This window comes from Hymenobacter sp. HSC-4F20, assembly GCF_019599275.1.
Classification (GTDB): Bacteria; Bacteroidota; Bacteroidia; order Cytophagales; family Hymenobacteraceae; genus Hymenobacter.
In genome coordinates, this window is sequence record NZ_JAHZTD010000002.1 from 241,656 (window position 1) to 259,772 (window position 18,117).

Annotated in this window: 13 protein-coding genes; 11 read left to right on the forward strand and 2 right to left on the reverse strand. The window is 58.7% G+C overall.

Annotated elements, in window-relative coordinates; translation table 11 throughout:
• The first annotated feature begins 58 nt into the window (after positions 1-58).
• The 11 genes from K3G63_RS10690 to trxA all read left to right on the forward strand — a co-directional run bounded on the left by K3G63_RS10690 (position 59) and on the right by trxA (position 15,899).
• A complete protein-coding gene (locus K3G63_RS10690) occupies positions 59-538 on the forward strand; it encodes a YDG/SRA domain-containing protein (RefSeq protein ID WP_259404412.1) in 480 nt (159 codons plus the stop codon).
• Positions 539-699: 161 nt separating this feature from the next.
• Positions 700-1,374 carry an O-methyltransferase gene (locus tag K3G63_RS10695; protein WP_220614121.1) on the forward strand — a complete coding sequence of 225 codons (675 nt, stop codon included), beginning with the start codon at positions 700-702 and terminating at the stop codon, positions 1,372-1,374.
• Positions 1,375-1,788: 414 nt separating this feature from the next.
• Complete coding sequence (locus tag K3G63_RS10700; protein ID WP_220614122.1) at positions 1,789-4,758, forward strand: TonB-dependent receptor; 2,970 nt, start codon at positions 1,789-1,791, stop codon at positions 4,756-4,758.
• 242 nt (positions 4,759-5,000) lie between these two features.
• Positions 5,001-7,187, forward strand: coding sequence for a lytic transglycosylase domain-containing protein (locus K3G63_RS10705; RefSeq protein ID WP_220614123.1), 2,187 nt, complete (start codon positions 5,001-5,003; stop codon positions 7,185-7,187).
• Positions 7,188-7,236: 49 nt separating this feature from the next.
• The gene (locus tag K3G63_RS10710; RefSeq protein WP_220614124.1) at positions 7,237-7,959 is read left to right on the forward strand and encodes a LysM domain-containing protein; all 723 of its coding nucleotides are present in this window, start codon (positions 7,237-7,239) and stop codon (positions 7,957-7,959) included.
• A 1,129-nt stretch (positions 7,960-9,088) separates the two neighbouring features.
• Positions 9,089-12,805 carry a DNA polymerase III subunit alpha gene (gene dnaE / locus K3G63_RS10715; protein WP_220614125.1) on the forward strand — a complete coding sequence of 1,239 codons (3,717 nt, stop codon included), beginning with the start codon at positions 9,089-9,091 and terminating at the stop codon, positions 12,803-12,805.
• A 72-nt stretch (positions 12,806-12,877) separates the two neighbouring features.
• On the forward strand, positions 12,878-13,303 hold the full coding sequence (locus tag K3G63_RS10720) for a hypothetical protein (RefSeq protein ID WP_220614126.1): 426 nt from the start codon (positions 12,878-12,880) through the stop codon (positions 13,301-13,303).
• Between the two features lie 74 nt (positions 13,304-13,377).
• On the forward strand, positions 13,378-13,899 hold the full coding sequence (locus K3G63_RS10725; RefSeq protein ID WP_220614127.1) for a GbsR/MarR family transcriptional regulator: 522 nt from the start codon (positions 13,378-13,380) through the stop codon (positions 13,897-13,899).
• A gap of 109 nt (positions 13,900-14,008) precedes the next feature.
• A complete protein-coding gene (locus K3G63_RS10730) occupies positions 14,009-14,929 on the forward strand; it encodes a TIGR01777 family oxidoreductase (RefSeq protein ID WP_220614128.1) in 921 nt (306 codons plus the stop codon).
• Positions 14,930-14,993: 64 nt separating this feature from the next.
• Positions 14,994-15,362: a hypothetical protein gene (locus K3G63_RS10735; protein ID WP_220614129.1), complete on the forward strand. Its 369-nt coding sequence runs from the start codon at positions 14,994-14,996 to the stop codon at positions 15,360-15,362.
• Between the two features lie 207 nt (positions 15,363-15,569).
• Positions 15,570-15,899: a thioredoxin gene (trxA, locus tag K3G63_RS10740; RefSeq protein WP_044003005.1), complete on the forward strand. Its 330-nt coding sequence runs from the start codon at positions 15,570-15,572 to the stop codon at positions 15,897-15,899.
• A gap of 78 nt (positions 15,900-15,977) precedes the next feature.
• Here the strand turns inward: trxA and K3G63_RS10745 are convergent, their stop codons facing one another.
• Entirely contained in the window at positions 15,978-16,904 is a 927-nt protein-coding gene (locus K3G63_RS10745; protein WP_220614130.1) for an energy transducer TonB, read from the reverse strand.
• 260 nt (positions 16,905-17,164) lie between these two features.
• Positions 17,165-17,650: an AsnC family transcriptional regulator gene (locus K3G63_RS10750; RefSeq protein WP_220614131.1), complete on the reverse strand. Its 486-nt coding sequence runs from the start codon at positions 17,648-17,650 to the stop codon at positions 17,165-17,167.
• Between the last annotated feature and the right edge of the window lie 467 nt (positions 17,651-18,117).

The window sequence follows — 18,117 nt, forward strand, 5'->3', positions numbered from 1 at the left end:
GGTATGAAGGTAGAAGACTAAGAAGGCGTGAGGTACTCTGCCCTGTGCAGCCTCTCCCTTGCCCTCCCACCCATACCCTCCTACCCTCACGCCCTACCTCATGCCCATCTTCGGCCACATTAGCTACTACCGCCCCGGCGACGTGCTGGCTAATCGGTTGGAGCTGAGCCGCGCGGGGCTGCACCGGCCTACCCGGGCGGGCGTGAGTGGTAGTGAACTGGAGGGCGCCGACTCTGTTATCCTGGCCGACCAGTACGAAGACGATGATTTCCGCGAGGAAGACATCATCTACTCCGGTAGCGGGGGGCGCGACCCGCGCACGGGCAAGCAGGTAACCAACCAGGAAATGAGTGGCCGCAACCTGATGCTGCGCCGCAGCCTGGAAAGCGGCCAGCCCGTGCGCGTATTTCGTAAAGTGCCCACCGAAACCGGCAGCGGCTACCGTTACGAAGGCCTCTACCAGGTTACGCACGCCACTTACGAGCCCGGGAAATCTGGTTTCCTGGTTTGGAAATTCCGACTTGTGCCTTTCCGATGATTTGTCATCTCGAACGACGTGAGGAGTCTGCGGTACCCTCTCCCGGTAAGCCCCAATTCCTCATGTTGTCCGGAATCACAAGTCGGTACTGAGTCAGGCTGTTGCGCAACTGGCGCCCTGCTTCTCGGCGCTGCCGGGAAAGACCGTTTTACCTTTACTCCATGTACTCCGCCGACGAAGCCCAACTCTACGCCGACCGCCACACCACTGCTGAGAGCCCGTTGCTGGCACGACTCAACCGTGAAACCCACGTGCAGTTGCTACACGCGCGCATGCTCTCGGGCCACGCGCAAGGACGGCTGCTGAGCATGATCAGCCACATGGTGCGGCCCCGGCGCATCCTGGAGTTGGGTGCATTCACGGGCTACTCGGCCTTATGCCTGGCCGAGGGGCTGGCGCCCGACGGGGTGCTGCATACAGTGGAGCAGAACCCGGAGCTGGAGGCCCGTATCCGGCGTTACGTGCGCGAAGCCGGCCGGGAAGCGCAGATTCAGCTGCACATCGGCGATGCTCGCCAGCTGCTGCCTACCCTTGCCGAAACCTGGGACCTGGTGTTCATCGACGCCGACAAAATCAACAACGACACTTACTACGAGCTGGTGCTGCCCCAGGTGCGGCCCGGCGGGTTCCTACTCATTGACAACGTATTGTGGGGCGGCAAGGTAGTGGACTCCTACCCCGTAAAACTTGCTGACAAGGACACTCACGCCGTGCGTGCCTTCAACGATAAAGTGCAGGCTGATGAGCGGGTGGAAAATGTGTTTCTGCCCTTGCGCGACGGGCTGCTGCTGGTGCGCAAGAAGGAAGCCGCAGGGGTGAACAGCCAGGATGTATAAGCAGAGGCCGTCATGCGGGGCGGGGCCGAACCGAAGGTCGACGCAGGGTAAGAAGCCCGCGTGCTAAGGGTGCAGTGTTTCCCGAACGATTCGGGAAGAAACACTGCGCCCGCTCTGCAGCACCGTCTTTCAGCCAATTTACTACCTCCTCACGCTCCCACGAAGTAGAGTCTTGCGAGCTGCCGTAGAGCGCTACTCCTCATCCAGCAGTAGTCGGCCGCAAGCAGGCCCGCCTCAGGCGTCAACCTGCACTGCTGACAGGAGTGCGGAAGGTAGTTGTGGAAATGGTTTTACCAGGCGTACAATACCTTCGGGCTTGAGCAACGAGGTTGAGCTTTAAAATAAATTGACTCGGTATTAAACATCGGGGGAAAAGCTACGTCTATCCCGGCTAGTGACTAACTCCTCTGCCCGATGCCAAGACGTTTCCTACTCCTGCTGCTTCTCTTCGTACTGGCTCTTAGCCAAGCCGCGCAGGCGCAAACTACTACCGTCAGCGGCCGGGTAGTGGATGGCAAAGACCAGTCGCCGCTGATTGGGGCCAACGTGCTGCTCACCCAAATTCCGGACTCTACCCGGCGCGGGGCCGCCGTGGAAGCCGATGGCTCCTTCGCGGTGCCGGGCGTAGCCCCGGGCCGCTACGTCCTGACGGTTTCCTTTCTGGGCTACCAGAACCTGCGCCGCACGGTGGAGGTAGGCGGTCAGCCCCTGGCCCTGGGTACGCTGGCCCTACAGGCTGGCGGGGGCATTGCCCTGAAAGGGGTGGAGGTGGTTGGCCGGGCCGCCGCCGCCGTGCAAAAGGGCGACACGGCCCAGTTCAACGCTGGCTCCTACAAAACCAACCCCGACGCCAACGCCCAGGACCTGATTACCAAAATGCCGGGCGTAACCGTAGACCCCAGTTCAGGCCGGGTGCAGGCCCAGGGCGAGCAGGTGCAGCGGGTGCTGGTAGATGGCAAGGAGTTTTTCGGAAATGACCCCGACGCCGTGCTCAAAAACATTCCGGCCGAGGTCATCGACAAGATTCAGGTGTATGACCGGTCCTCGGACCAGGCCCAGTTTACGGGCTTCGACGACGGCAACCAGCAGAAAACCATCAACATCGTCACTAAGCCCAGCTTCCGCAACGGTACGTTTGGGCGGGTGCTGGCCGGCTACGGCCCCCAGGACGACCGGTACCGGGTAAGCGGCAACCTCAACCAGTTCAAGGGCAAGCAGCGCCTCTCCGTGGTGGCCCAGAGCAACAACGTGAACGAGCAAAACTTCGGCACCGAGGATTTGCTGGGGGTAGTAGGCTCCTCGCGGCAGGGCGGTGGGGGCGGCCAGGGCCAACGGGGCCAGGGCGGTGGGCGCGTGGGCGGCGGCCAGGGCGGGCAAGGCGGCGGCAATAACGCCGGCGACTTCCTGGTCAGCCAGCAGGGCGGCATCTCAAAAACCCACGCCCTGGGCCTGAACTACTCCGATACCTGGGGCACCAAAACCGATGTGCAGGGCAGCTACTTCTTCAACCTCAGCGACAATACCAGCCGCACCAACCTGCTGCGCCGCTACGTGGCCCCCACCGGCCAGAGCCAGGATTTGCGCTACAACGAAAACTCCCTGGCCAGCAGCCGCAACATCAACAACCGCTTCAACCTGCGCCTCGACCACAAGTTCGACTCGCTGAACTCCCTGCTGTGGCGGCCCAGCCTTTCGGTGCAGCGCAACACGGGTACCAGCCTGCTGGATGGCCGCACCTACGAGGTAACCAGCAACGAGGCCGGCCTCGACCAGGGCACCAACAACAGCAACTACCGCTCGGCCCTGACCGGGCTGACGGCTACAAACCAGCTGCTGTACCGGCACCGCTTCCAGCGCCGCGGCCGCACTTTTTCGCTGGGCCTGAACACGAGCTACAACAACAAGGACGGCGACAACAATCTGCTTTCGAACACCTCCTTTCTGCGCCAGGACACCTTGCGCACCACTACCCTTAATCAGTTCTCGGTACTGGAGCAAACCGGCTGGGCCTGGACGGGCAACGTCAACTACACCGAGCCGCTGGGCCAGAACAGCATTCTGCAACTGAGCTACAACGTGTCGTACACGCCCAACGACTCGGACAAGAAAACCTACAATTTCTCACCCGGTGAGCAGCAATACACCATTCTGAACGATACGCTCAGCAACGTGTTCCGCAGCCGCTACCTCACTAACACCGGCGAGGTTACCTACCGCTTCCAAACCAAGGATTTCCAGTGGGCCGTGGGCGCCGCGCTGCAAAGCGCCCAGCTGCGCAGCGAGCAGGAGTTTCCGCGCCCTGGCACTACCCGCCGGACTTTCTTGAACGTGCTGCCTAACGCCCAGTTGCGCTACAACTTCTCGAAGCAACAAAACCTGCGGATAAACTACCGCATGAATACCAACCCGCCCAGCATCAGCCAGTTACAGGAGGTAGTCAACAACTCTAACCCCTTGCAGCTGACCACTGGCAACCCCAATCTGCGCCAGGAAAACCGCCACAACCTGTTCGTGCGCTATTCCTCCGCTGTGCCCGAAAAGTCTACCTCCTTCTTTGCCCTGATTGGTGGCTCCTACGTGGATAACTACATCACCAACAACACGATTTACGCCGGCGCGGCGCCCGTAGTAGAAGGGGGGGTAGTAATTCCGGCCGGGGGGCAGCTCACGCGGCCCGTCAACCTGAATCAGCAGTACTCGCTGCGCTCCTTCGTGAACTACAGCCTGCCGCTGGCCTTCATCAAATCAAACCTGAACCTGAACGCCAACGCCACCTACGCCCAGACGCCGGGTCTGGTGTTCGGGGAGCTAAACTACAGCCGCACGCCCAACGTGGGGCTGGGCGCCGTGCTCAGCAGCAACATTAGCCCCGAGCTAGACTTCACGCTTTCCTCGAACTCGAGCCAGAGCTACGTGCGCAACACCTTGCGCCAGCAGCTCAACAGCCGGTATTTCCGCCAGAACACCAGCCTACGCTTTAACTGGATTGTAGTGAAGGGCGTCACGGTGCAGTCTGATGTCAACCACCAGCTGTACACGGGCCTCTCAGCCGGCTACAACCAGAATTTCGTGCTCTGGAATGCGTCGGTGGGCAAGAAGCTGGGCCAAAAGCAGCAGGCAGAAGTCAAGCTGTTTGCCTTCGACCTGCTGGGTCAGAACAATAGCATTCAGCGCAACATCACAGCGGCGTACACTGAAGACATTCAAACCAACATTCTGCAGCGCTACTTTATGTTGATGTTCACTTATAATATCCGCAGCTTCGGGGGCGCGGGCCGCAGCGACGCCCTGCCCGGCGAGGGGCAGCGGCCCGGAGGCCAGCGGCCGGGCGGCTTCGGGCCTGGGCCGGGCGGGTTTGGTCCGCCTCCCGGCGGAGGTATGTAAGCCGAATTCTAACGCCTTGCTACCCTACGGGGGCAAGGCGTTGTTGTGCAGGGTGTACTGGGGCAGCAGCCTTCTCTCCGGCGTATCTGCTCGCCCGCAAGGCCCAGGACCAAAAGTAGTATTCTGCCATTCTGTTGGATTTGCGGCAGAGAGGCCAGTCGGCACCCGAATTTTCCTCTACTTTGTAGACTGACGGGGCCAACAACGCAAGCTGGCTGGCTCCGGGTGTTGCCTGCTAGTGTATGAAACGAGTTGTACTCCTCCTGTTTTTACTGCTTCCCTTCCTGGTAGCAGCCCAATCTGTTCCGGTACCGGCGGAGCTTAGCCTGGCGGGCCTGCGTCTGCGCCTGACGCCGGGCGGCCGCACAGCCATCCAGCAAAAAGTAGACGCGTTGCGCCGGCATCCGGCTTCTTTTCAGGCCCGCGTAGTGCTGGCTGATGCTTACTTCCCCCTCATCGACCGGGTGTTTCAGCAGGAAGGCCTACCCCTGGATTTCCACTTCCTGGCCCTCCAGGAGAGCGGGCTGCAGGGCGATGCCCAGAGCATTCACGATGCCGTGGGTTACTGGCAGTTCAAGCGCGAGTCGGCGGCGGATTATGGGCTGGTAATGAACGACGCCGTGGATGAGCGCAAGCACATTATAGCCTCCTCGAAGGCGGCCGCCCAATACCTGCTGCGCAACAACAAAGTGCTGCGGAACTGGGCCAATACCCTGCTCAGCTACAACCTGGGCCTCACCGGTACCAAGCCCTACACCCTGCCCACCGACGCCGACGCCACGGAGGTGGAAGTCTCGGAGCAAACCCACCCCTACATTCTCACCTTCCTGGCCCATAAAGTGGCTTTTGAGTCGGCCATTGGGCTGAATACGCGGCCACCGCTGCTGTTTCAGGAGTTTCCGGCCCCGGCGGGCAAGCCCCTGGCCATCATGGCCCAGGCCCTGCAGCAGAGCCCCGACGAGCTGGCCCGACATAACCGCTGGCTGCTGGCTCCTACCGTACCCACCGACCGGGTGTACACCATGCTGGTGCCCATCACCGACCCCTTGCAGCTCACGGCCCTGGCCGCGCAGCAGAAGAACGCCACCGCCGGCCAGCTCCTCAACCAGCCTGCCGCCGACCCGGAAAACGCCGATTTCGTGCGCGTAAACGGCCTGCGGGCGCTGGTGGCCCTACCCGGCGACACTAAGGAAAGCTTAGCCAAGCGGGCCGGCCTAAAGATGAAGAAGTTCATGCAGTACAACGACCTGTTTGCCTTCGACAATATTGTACCCGGCCAGCCCTACTTCGTGCAGAAAAAGCGGGATAAGGCCGCTGTGGAGTATCACGTGGCCCGCCCCGGGGAAAGCGTAGCCACCGTGTCGCAGAAGTACGGGGTGCGGGCCAAGGCCATCTGGAGCAAAAACCGCATGCCCCGCAACGAGGAGCTGCGGCCCGGCCGGGTGCTGTGGCTGCAGCACACCCGCCCCAAAAACGTACCCGTTGAGTATGCCGACAGCAACAACGCTACGGCCCTGGCTGCTTTCGAAAAGCCAGTAACGGCGCCCGTAGTGGCCGCACCAGCCTCCGCTTCCCCAGCTCCCAGCTCCCAGCCCGCGCAACCCGAGAAAAAGCGCAAGCTGGATGAAGCCGAACCCTATATGGGCCGCACGGCTACCTCTTCCCGGGTGCTGGAAGATGCCGAGGAGGAAAGCAGCACCGTAGTGCAGCCCGACAGTGCCACCGACGAGCACACCGAAAATCTGAACGAGCTGCCGCCGGCTCCTGCCGCTCCTACCCCGGCTCCGGTTTCGGCTGTGCCTACTCCTAACAAGCCCCTGCCGGCCACCTCACCTGTAGCCGATGAACCCGCCGTGGAAGCTCCGGCCGAGGAAGCCGCCGCCCCGCCGGCCCCGAAACCCGTAGCCAAGCCGGCTGCTTCGGCTCCTGCCCCGGCTCCCCGGCCGGCCTCTCTACCCCCGGCGCCGCCAACGCTGCCCACGCCCGTGAGCACCCCTGTGGAACCAGTTCCGGCCAACGGTCAGCACGTGGTGCAGCCCAAGGAAAACCTATATTCCGTGGCCCGCCGCTACGGCCTGCGTCCGGCCGACATCGTGACCTGGAATAATCTGCCCCAGAACCCTTCCTTGCGGATTGGGCAAGTGCTGCGGGTGGCGGCCCCCGGCCCCTCGCCGGAAGCTCCCGGGGCTACCCCCGCGCCGGCCGCCAAGCCTGCCCCAACCACACCCAAGCCAGCCGCTACCACCCCAGCCCCTGCGCCGGCCCCCTCTGGAGTCACCAGCGTGCGGCATACTGTGCAGCCGGGCGAGACGATGTACAGCATCTCGCGCAAATACAAGGTCACCATCAAGCAGATTATGGAGTGGAACAGCAAGCCGGACTTCTCGGTGAAGCCGGGCGATGTGCTCGTCCTTAAACCCACTGAATAGCCAGCCTTTATTCTCCTATATTCTTTTTCCGAGTTCGTTTTACGTACCCATGCGTTTGTTTTCCCGCACTCTGGTGCTCATGGCCGGCTTGTCTTGTAGCTTCTTCGCCGCTCATGCCCAGCAGGCAGAGCCTGCTCCTACTCTCTCCGAGGATTCCGTCCGCGTAATGTCAGGCCTGGTGCAATCCAGCGTTCGAAAGCTACGGGCCATCTACTTTGAACCGAACGACCTACGCGCCGTTGCTCTTATTGATGCTGCCCTGGTTGAAATTCCGGTGCTCAACCAGCGCCTGAGCCACTACACCGCCAGCCTACCCCGTGAGCAGCAACAGCAATTGGCCCAGCGCCTGCGGCAGCAGCCCTGGCAGGTAGAGTTAAACACTTTGCTGCGCAGCCCTCAGTTTAAAGGGTTTGATGCCCGCGCCGCCAAAAATCCAGCTCTCAAAACTGCCGCTGACCGTCTGCACGCCTCCGGGTTTGTTGGCACCAAGGCCCCCACTACACCAGCGGTACCAGCGGTGACCCAGCCCAACCCGGCAGTAAAACCGTCGGCAACCGTGGCATCAGCAACGCCTGGCCTTACCCCGGCAGCCAAGCAGCCTACCGCCAACGCGCCGAAAGCGACGACCCGCCACACGGTCCAGAAAGGAGAAACCCTCTTCAGTATTTCCAAGCAGTATCACGTTACGCCCGCCCAATTGCAGGAGTGGAACAGCAAACCCGATGGCAGCGTAAAAATTGGGGAAGTGCTGGTAGTGGAGTCTTCTCGCTAGTCCCTACTAAGCCTACTTCCATTAAGATTAAAGTAAAAAAGCAGCTGGGTTCAGGCTGCTTTTTTACTTTCAGTAAATCTCCTGAAAAAACGTCCTGCTCGGCGTTGCCCTACCTCCTGGCAAGCGGCATTTAACTCTCAAACGCATTATATTTCAATAAGTTATCTTAGTATTTAGCAACCGGGCCGTCTTGCTGGCGGAATGCGGGCTGTGGGCTGGTGCGCTACCCAACCCTGGCAGAGGACAAGGAGCGGATGCTGTAGTGGTGGGGCGGTATTAGCGGGGGCATACTGAGTTACTACCTCACCCACGTGGGGTCTCTGGGTAATGGTGTTGGAGCTGCGCTACGTGGGTACCGACTCGGCCAGCATGGCCATGCTGTAGCATAAGCTGGATGAAAACCTGACTAACCTGCGCAGAAAACCTGACTAACTCGCGCCAACAAAGCCTACCCGGCGAATCTGTACGGGGGCGCGGCGTGGTTTACTTCTATCAGCAGGAGCCGCCCTCAGCCTGCATACGTGGTACTCAGCCGGCCCGGTGAGGCTGATGCATTGCCAACGCGCGACGCCTAGATTTAGGAAATGACCCGCCGTACCGCCACACCCACCGCGCCCCCAACAACCGGATTGCAGGGTAAGTAGCCGCGCCGAGGTCATCCAGCAGCCTACCTTCCCGAACGCTCTGCTTGAAACCAAAGCCGGCGCGCTGAAGAAGTAGCTGCAGGAATTGTTCGACCGCCCAGCGCACCCGCACCTTTGCGTGGGCCGGCGTTTACGACGAAGCCGGTGCGAGTCTCCCCTACATCGGCTAGCACCTGGATTTTCCCGGTCCCAATTTACCCTGGGATACGGTGGCACCGACACCTTCTACTGCCTGATCATCCGCGACGCTGCAATGGGTAAGCAGCACTGCTACATGGCCACGCCTGGGTTTAATCGGACAAGCAAATAACTGCCCGTCAGGCTTTGCCTTAAGCCATGCAGCTATTAAAAAGAAGGGCACCCGAAGTTGTCCTTTTCTGTTCGTATGCTAAAATCCCTTGCCGCGCAACCTTTCCCGGCGGCTGTTTCATGGGTAACTTTACCTACTGCTTCCCGCCCCTAACGGCGCGGAGCCTGCTTGCCCTATGCCCGTATTCTCGCACCTCCACTGCCACACGCAATATTCCCTGCTCGATGGTCAGGCCAGCATTTCGGCCCTGATGAAAAAGGCCCAGGCCGACGGCATGCCCGCCGTAGCCCTCACCGACCACGGCAATATGTTCGGAGCCTTCAACTTTGTGGCCGAAGCCAACAAGTACAACGTGAAGCCTATTGTGGGCTGCGAGTTTTACCTGGTAGAGGACCGGCACAAGAAGAGCTTCAGCCGCGAAAAGGGTGAGCGAGACGTGCGACACCACCAGTTGCTGCTAGCCAAGGACCAGGCCGGTTACCAGAACCTGGCCAAGCTCTGCTCCATGAGCTTCATTGAGGGGGTGTACTCCAAGTACCCGCGTATTGATAAAGAGCTGCTGCTGCAATACCACGAGGGACTGATTGCCACCTCCTGCTGCATCGGAGCTGAAATTCCCCAGGCTCTGCTCTGGAAGACGGAGGAAGAAGCAGAGAAGCAGCTGAAGTGGTGGCTCGATGTGTTCGGGGAGGATTACTACATCGAAATCCAACGCCACGGCATCGAGAACATCGACAATACGGGCAAGAGTCAGGAAGACCTGAACCAAATCTTGCTGAAGTGGGCGAAGAAGTATAACGTCAAGGTGATCTGCACCAACGATTCGCACTACGTGAATCAGGAGGACTTTGCGCCTCACGATTTGCTGTTGTGCGTGAATACGGGCGAGGAGCACAGCATTCCGGTGGGTGACTTCCAGACCAAGTACTTCCGCCTGATGTCGTCGGATAACAAGGTGCTCTACGACCACCTCGACAATCTGCGCCCCCTGGCTTCTTCTGACGACCAGATCCGCCGCCAGCTCATGCGCATCGATGAGGAAGCGCAGATGCCCCGGCCCCGCTCCCGCTTCGGCTTCCCCAACGACCAGTTCTACTTCAAGAGCCAGGAGGAGATGAGCCAGCTGTTTCGGGACGTGCCCGAAAGCCTGGACAACACCAACGAAATTATCGACAAAATCACGCCGCCCAAGCTGGCGCGTGATATCCTGCTGCCCAACTTCCCCATTCCCGCGCCCTTTGCCAACGCCGACGAATTCCTGCGGGAGTTGACCTACGTGGGGGCCTTCGGGCCATCGGCCGGTAAAGGTACCCTGACGATGACCAAGCCGCCCCGCTACTCGGAGCGCACCCCGGAAATAGAGGAACGGCTGGATTATGAGCTGCGCATCATCGAAACGATGGGCTTTGCGGGCTACTTCCTCATTGTGCAGGACTTCATCAACCGCGGCCGGGACATGGGCGTGGCCGTAGGACCAGGCCGGGGCTCAGCGGCTGGTTCGGCCGTGGCCTATTGCGTGGGTATCACCAACATCGACCCGATTAAGTACAGCCTGCTGTTCGAGCGTTTCCTCAACCCGGAGCGCGTATCGATGCCCGATATTGATATCGACTTCGACGACGTGAACCGCCAGCGGGTGATTGACTACGTGGTGGACAAATACGGCAAGACGCAGGTAGCCCAGATTATCACTTTCGGTACCATGGCCGCCAAGTCCAGCATCAAGGACGTGGCCCGGGCCATGGAGCTACCCCTGCCCCTGACCAACGAGCTGGCCAAGATGGTGCCCGAAAAGCCCGGCACTACCCTGGCCGGGGCCTTCGCCGAAAACCAGGAGCTGGATATGATCCGCCGCGACGATGCGCCCGACAACCTGCGCGGCCAGATTCTGCGCCTGGCGGAAAAGCTGGAAGGCTCGGTGCGCAACACTGGTATTCACGCCGCCGGCGTCATCATCGCCCCCGACGACATCACGAAGTACATTCCGGTTTCCACCTCCAAGGACTCGGACCTACTCGTGACGCAGTTCGACGGCAAGGTGATTGAGAGTGCGGGGATGCTGAAGATGGACTTCCTGGGGCTGAAGACGCTGACCATCATCGTCGATGCGCTGGAACTCATCAAGAAAAACCACGGCGTCGATATCAACATCGACGACATCCCGCTCGACGACCCCAAAACCTACGAGCTGTATCAGCGCGGCGACACCATTGGGACGTTCCAGTTTGAATCCGAGGGCATGCGCATGTACCTCAAGGACCTCAAGCCCACCAACATCGAGGACCTGATTGCCATGAACGCCCTGTACCGGCCCGGCCCCATGCAGTTCATCCCGAACTTCATTAACCGCAAGCACGGCCGCGAGGAAATTGAGTACCCGCACGAGCTGCTGGAGCCCATCCTGAACTACTCCCAGGGCATTATGGTGTACCAGGAGCAGATCATGCAGGCCGCCCAGATTCTGGCCGGTTACTCCCTGGGCGGCGCCGACTTGCTGCGCCGGGCCATGGGTAAGAAGGACATGAAAAAGATGGCCCAGGAGCGGGAGAAATTCTGCGCGGGCGCCGAGAAGCTCCACGGCATCAAGCCCAAGAAGGCCAATGAGGTGTTCGACGTGATGGAGAAGTTTGCAGCCTACGGCTTCAACCGCTCCCACTCCGCCGCCTACTCGGTGGTGGCCTACCAGACGGGCTACCTCAAGGCAAACTACCCCGCTGAGTACATGGCCGCCGTGCTGACCAACAACATGTCGGACATTAAGAAGGTGACCTTCTTTATTGAGGAGGCCCGCCGCCAGGGCGTGCAGGTACTCGGCCCCGACGTGAACGAATCCATCCTCAAGTTCAACGTAAACGAAAAAGGCCAGATCCGTTTTGGCATGGCCGCCGTGAAAGGCGCGGGCGAAGCTGCCATTGAAAGCATTGTAGCGGAGCGCGAGAAGAAAGGGCCCTACTCCGATATTTTCGACTTCTCGAAGCGCGTAAACCTGCGGGCTGTAAACAAGAAGACGTTTGAAAGCCTGGCCCTTTCGGGCGCCTTCGACTCGTTTGAGCGTTACCACCGCCGTCAGTTCGTGGAGGCTCCGGCTAATGACCAGAACCTTATCGACAAGGCGGTAAAGATGGGCCAGCAGTACCAGGCTGACCAGGATTCGGCTCAGCAGAGCCTGTTTGGCGGCGGGGCCTTTGGGGCGGTAGCCATGCCCCTGCCCAAGGTGCAGGATATGGAGCCCTGGCCAGCCACCGAGCAGTTGCGCCGTGAGAAGGAGGTAGTAGGCTTCTACCTCTCGGGCCACCCCCTGGACGACTTTAAGCTGGAAATCGACTCCTACTGCACTTGCTCCCTCGACAAGGTAGAGAACTACAAAAACCGCGAGGTAACGGTAGCCGGGCTGATTTCCAACGTCCTGTTCAAAACCACCAAGACGGGCCAGCCCTTCGTGTCGTTCAGTGTGGAAGATTACGAGTCAAGCTTGAACCTGGCCCTGTTCCGCGACGATTACAGCCGATTTTCGGCCCTGATTAACCCGCGCAACTACGACAAGGAACAGGTGCCGCCCATGTATATCCGGGGCAAGTACGCCCAACGTTTCCGCGACTCCGACCAGTTCGAGTTCAAGATCCTGACCATGGAACCCCTGTTCAACGTAGCCGAAAAGCTGGCTAACGGCGTGCGCGTGCAGCTCGACCTGCGCACCATCACGGAACCCTTCATGGACCGCTTCATGGAAGCCGTGGAAGGCTGCGCCGGCTCCAAGAAGCTCGAAATCAAGTTTGCCGAGCCCCACGAGCACCTGACCGTGGACACCTACTCGCGCCGCTACCGCATCGAGCCCAAGGAGTTCATCCGCAAGATGCGCGAAATGGAAATCGACGCCTGTCAGCTGATTTAGAGTTGTAGTCAACTGCTGTACTAAACGGGACGGATACTGTTTACTTTAGCAGCATCCGTCCCGTTTTCAATTATGCGCTTCCAGATGCATTTCTACGCTTCGTGGGCTGCAGTATGTCTACTGTTTGTAAGTGGTTGCGCTGAACCACCTACTGTCAACGAAGCTACAGTGCTTGGGGCTTGGCATAGTGTTTCAGGACTTTCTTTATCAGGCGAGCCTAACGAGGATATTTGCTTTGTAAAAACCGGGGAGCACCTACGCATGCTAACGACGCGCTCCTCAGGGGTTTATACCGTCCATTTTAGTCCGCACAACGACTCCGTTACAATCACCCAAGGCTGCATAGGCTATACGTTTTCGGTAGCGTTTAATAGCCTGCAGGATACTCTGGCTTTTGCCGCTGCCATGAAGTACGTGCGCACGGATTCTGCTCGTTTCAACCGCGAAAAACGAGCATTTTGGGAAGAGCGCCGGGCTGCCCTATTACTGATGAAATAAGCCGCATTGATTACCCTCAAAAATATTCTTTCAATTTTTATTGAAAGTTTAGAATACTCCTCTACATTTACACCATGCAACTCGACGAAGCCAAGCGCAAGTTCATTGAAGGCTGGGGCACTCTGGGCTCAGCCTGGGGCGTGAGCCGGACGATGGCGCAGGTGCACGCTTTGCTGCTGGTGTCGCCCGGAGCGCTGAGCACCGAGGACCTGATGGAGCAGCTGCAAATTTCGCGGGGCAATGCCAACATGAACGTACGGGCCCTCATGGATTGGGGCATCGTGCGCAAGGAGCTGCGCCCGGGCGAGCGGCGCGAGTTTTTCTCGGCCGAAAAGGATATTCACCGGGTTGCTACCCTGATTTTGAAAGAGCGCCGCAAGCGGGAGCTAGAGCCCATTATGCGCGTACTCAGCGAAATTAAGCAGGTAGAGCCTACCTCAACCGCCAGCCCTGAAGAGATGGAAGCCTTCACCAAAATGATTGGCAACATCCACAGCTTCGCGGAATTCGCCGATGGGGCTGCTTCCACCCTCATCAAAGCCGATGAAAACTGGTTTCTCAGCACCTTCATGAAGTTGATGCGACCTGGCTCGTAAGCTGACTTATTTTTTTGCCTTAGTATTTCAAATATTATTGAAAGTTTAATACATACAGAACTAGCAACTCAGCTTTCCTTTCTATCCACCCATACCACATTGCACGAACATGAACCAGCCCTTGATAGTCCTGGCCGGCGGCACCGGTTTTTTGGGTCGGCAGGTAGCCTGCTATTTCCGGCAGCTGGGCTATGAAGTTCTTACACTCACGCGGCGGGTCCGGCGCTTCGGGGAGGTAGCCTGGGACGGCCGGACGCTTGGGGCCTGGGCGGCCAAGTTGGAAGGGGCCGCGGTGGTGCTGAATCTGGCGGGCAAATCCGTGGACTGCCGCTATAATGCGGTAAATAAGTACGCCATTATCCGCAGCCGAACCGAGAGTACGCGGGTGTTGGGTGAGGCCATTGCCCGCTGCCAGCGGCCGCCTACCGTGTGGCTGAACGCCTCTACTGCTACTATCTACCAACACACCGAGGGCGCGGAGCCTGCCAATACCGAGGAGGCTGGCTGCCTTGGCCGCGGCTTTTCGGAAATGGTAGCCCAGCGGTGGGAAGCCGAGTTCTGGCTGGCGCAGGTACCCCGCACGCGGCAAGTGGCCTTGCGCACGGCCATTGTGCTAGGTTCCGATGGTGGAGCCCTACCTGTGCTGACCCGGCTGGCGAAACGGGGCCTTTGCACACCCCAGGGCGACGGGCAACAGTGGGTGAGCTGGCTACACGTAGAGGATTTCTGCCGAGCCGTGGAGTTTCTGGTGAGGAACCCTACCCTGGCAGGAACCTTCAACCTGTGCGCTCCACAGCCGCTGCACAACTACGCCTTTAACGGCCTGCTGGCCCAGCATTACCAGCCTCGTTGGCAGCTCCCGCAACCGCGCTGGTTACTGGAAATCGGCGCTTTTCTGCTGCGCACCGAAACTGAACTGATCTTGAAAAGCCGCAAAGTAGTGCCGCAGCGGCTTTTGGAAGCAGGGTTCCGGTTCCGCTATCCATCCTGCGAGCTGGCCTTGGCCGATTTACTACCCCAACTGGGGTAGCGCGTCCCTCTGACTTCTTTATGCGCTTGTGTTTCTTCTTTTCCACTTCTAATCTTCCAACGCCATGAACTATCATCTGCTGGTGTACTTAGTATATCTGCCCGTTACGGTCCTGCTTACGGTATGGGTAGCACGCACGCTCTTCAAGAATGGCCGCCTGTTTCTCATCGACATTTTCCATGGTAATGAGCAGCTAGCCGATTCAGTAAACAAGCTTTTGCTTACGGGCTTCTACCTCATCAATATCGGGTACGCTACCCTCACCTTGCGCAGCGCCGAGGCCATCACTAGCTACCAGCAAAGCGTGGAAACGCTCAGCATCAAGGTCGGCACCATTATTCTGATCCTGGGGGCTATGCACTTCTTTAATCTCTACGTGTTCTATAAGCTTCGGCACCGGGCCCAGGAATATGCCCGCGCCTACCATTCGTAGCCCGTTGATTTTTACGTGAAGTATCCGGCCCCGGTGGCCCCGCCTAAGCGCAGCGGGAGCTACCGGGGCCCTGGCGCCGTTGGGCGGTCATACTGCCACTCTGGCCGAATGAACTTTCCGGCCCGCTGCTTGTTGAAACGCAATCTGCTACCTTGCGGCCCGGTTGACCGTAAACAGCACACACATTCCATCAAACCCCTCACTGTTATGGGACATAAAGCCATCGAAATTACCGATGCTAACTTCGACCAGATCATCAACTCCGATAAGCCCGTGCTCGTGGACTTCTGGGCCGAGTGGTGCGGTCCGTGCCGCATGGTAGGCCCGGTAGTTGAAGAGCTGGCCGGTGAATATGAAGGCAAAGCCGTAATTGGCAAAGTTGACGTAGACTCGAACCCTCAGACCTCGGCCAAATTCGGCATTCGCAGCATCCCGACGCTGCTCGTGTTCAAGAACGGCCAGGTAGTTGACAAGCAGGTAGGTGCCGTTCCGAAGCACGTACTGGCTCAAAAACTTGATGCTCAGGTAACGGCTTAATTCCCGCCTTGCGCATAGCAAAAAGCCCCGCTTCCATTAACCTGGAAGCGGGGCTTTTTGCTGTGCCCTACGCTCGGATTACTCAGCTGGGGCCGACGCGCGGGCTTCCGAAGGTGGAACCTGTGGCGGCCGGATACCGGAAAGCAGCGAAAAGTTGGGGGCGAAGTAAATGGGGATAGTGAACGTCATAGCGGTGGGCAGATTGTACTCCCGGCCCGGCTCGAAGGGCGGCAGGCTGGCCACCACCCGACGGGCTTCCTGGTCAGCTTCAGGGGCTAGACCTTGCACCACGCGCACCTGCCCTACGTGGCCATCTTCGCCCACGGTGTAGCTCACGTACACATTTCCGGTGATGCCTTTCCGGCGGATGTTACGGGGGTAGGTAGTACTGCGGGTCACATAGTTGAGCAGCGCTGCCTCCCCGCCCGGAAACTGGGGTAGTTCCCGGGTACGCACTTTGCCCATGTAGGGCGAGCCATCTTTGTTGAAGAAAGCAAGCGCCAGCGGCTTGCCCTGTCGGTCGGGCATTTCAATGGCACTTAGCTCACCGGTATCGTAGAAGTAGTGCCATTCGCCCACAGCCCGGCCGGCGTTGTAGCGCCCTTCGGAGCGCTTCTGCCCGTTGCGATGCACGGAAATCCAACGGCCTACCCGTTGCCCTTCTGCGTACTCGCCGCGCTGACTCACGCGGCCGTCCTCATACCACCCCACATACAGACCGTCGGCTTCGTCGTCGTGGTAGTGCACCTGCCCGGCCTTGCTGCCACTGGGGTGATACCACGTCAGCAGGCCGTTGCGCACGGGCGGGTCAATGGTAGAAAGGGTGCCGCGCAGCAGCAGAGTGCCGGAAAGCGAGTATTCCCGCATGGCGTACGTTCCCAGCAGCTCGTTTTTCCGGTCGACGATACGGTAGTGGGTAGCGCTGTCAGGCACGGTGGCCTCATCCCGGTCATTCAGGTATACCGCGGGCAAGCTTTGGGCCAGGCCCAAATGGACGCACCACAAACAAGGTAAGAGCAAAGCGTACCGTATTTTCATGAGCAACCAGCTAAAAGCGCGAAGTGATAGTACGAAATATAACTCGCAGCGGATCAGCGCCCAAGACCACATCCAATTTTACTCAAAAAGTACTATTCAAGCTATTTCCGATTCAATACCAGTACTTTAGCGCCACTGTTAGGAAAGTGGTAAAATGCAGCCGCCGCTACTCCGGGGGCGGGTAGCGGCGGCTGGCAACAGGCAGTAGGTAAGGTAGGCGAAGACGCTTAGTTGGCGCGCTCTTCCACCTCCTGCAACTGAATGGGACGGTTAAAGGCCTCCTCCAGCGAAATCAGGGTTTCGGTGCGTTCAATGCCCTCAATCAGCTGAATTTGCTCATGCAGTACTTCCCGCAAGTGGTTGGTGTCGCGGCAGATAAGGCGGGCGAAAATGCCGTAGGCCCCGGTAGTAAAATCGATGCTTACAACCTCCGGAATCTGGCGTAGCGCAGTAACGACGCTTTCATACACGGAGCTTTTTTGCAAGTAAATACCCAAAAAAGCCCGCACGCCGTAGCCAAGCTTCTGGTAGTCAATTTTAAGGGTAGCGCCCTGCACAATTCCCAACTCTTCTAGCCGGGCCATGCGTACATGCACGGTTCCCCCTGAAACATGCACCTTCCGGGCTATTTCAGTGTAGGGCATCTTGGCATCCTCTATCAAGAGAGCCAGAATTTTCCGGTCGGTGTCGTCAAGTTCGTAATTGCGGGCCATTTTTTTACTGGTTGATTGTATATATTACAATGTAAGCAGGTGCTTTTTAAAAAGAGTGTAAATTTTTATTCAAATGTCTGAAATTATTTTACTACAACAACAAACCTAGTACATTTGTCATAATCCAACGCGAACGGCAACGGATTGTTTTACACTGTAGAATGATGAAACTGGCAGACATGCCCTCCTCTCTCGGGGGTGGAGATTCGGGAAAAACTGGTCCGGCGGCCGGCTAACTACTCCGTGAAGGTTCGACTCCTTCTTCTACAGCACAACTAGTATTGGGTGGACTTTCTGTGAGGAGGGAAAACGGGACGTATCTGGGTGGGTACGTTCTGAATCGAGAGGCGGCATCTGGGTGGGTGCCGCCTTTTCTTTTTGCTTTCAGCCCCATCCGGCACTTCTACATCAATAGAATGACCGGTAGTTGCCGAAATAGGCCGCAAAGTTCGCAGATTATCCCCGGA

Excerpts from the sequence above, each read along its gene's own strand:
- K3G63_RS10695 (WP_220614121.1), top strand. The coding sequence starts at position 700 with ATGTACTCCGCCGACGAAGCCCAACTCTACGCCGACCGCCACACCACT.
- K3G63_RS10700 (WP_220614122.1), top strand. The coding sequence starts at position 1,789 with ATGCCAAGACGTTTCCTACTCCTGCTGCTTCTCTTCGTACTGGCTCTT.
- K3G63_RS10705 (WP_220614123.1), top strand. The coding sequence starts at position 5,001 with ATGAAACGAGTTGTACTCCTCCTGTTTTTACTGCTTCCCTTCCTGGTA.
- K3G63_RS10710 (WP_220614124.1), top strand. The coding sequence starts at position 7,237 with ATGCGTTTGTTTTCCCGCACTCTGGTGCTCATGGCCGGCTTGTCTTGT.
- dnaE (WP_220614125.1), top strand. The coding sequence starts at position 9,089 with ATGCCCGTATTCTCGCACCTCCACTGCCACACGCAATATTCCCTGCTC.
- K3G63_RS10720 (WP_220614126.1), top strand. The coding sequence starts at position 12,878 with ATGCGCTTCCAGATGCATTTCTACGCTTCGTGGGCTGCAGTATGTCTA.
- K3G63_RS10725 (WP_220614127.1), top strand. The coding sequence starts at position 13,378 with ATGCAACTCGACGAAGCCAAGCGCAAGTTCATTGAAGGCTGGGGCACT.
- K3G63_RS10730 (WP_220614128.1), top strand. The coding sequence starts at position 14,009 with ATGAACCAGCCCTTGATAGTCCTGGCCGGCGGCACCGGTTTTTTGGGT.
- K3G63_RS10735 (WP_220614129.1), top strand. The coding sequence starts at position 14,994 with ATGAACTATCATCTGCTGGTGTACTTAGTATATCTGCCCGTTACGGTC.
- trxA (WP_044003005.1), top strand. The coding sequence starts at position 15,570 with ATGGGACATAAAGCCATCGAAATTACCGATGCTAACTTCGACCAGATC.
- K3G63_RS10750 (WP_220614131.1), bottom strand. The coding sequence starts at position 17,650 with ATGGCCCGCAATTACGAACTTGACGACACCGACCGGAAAATTCTGGCT.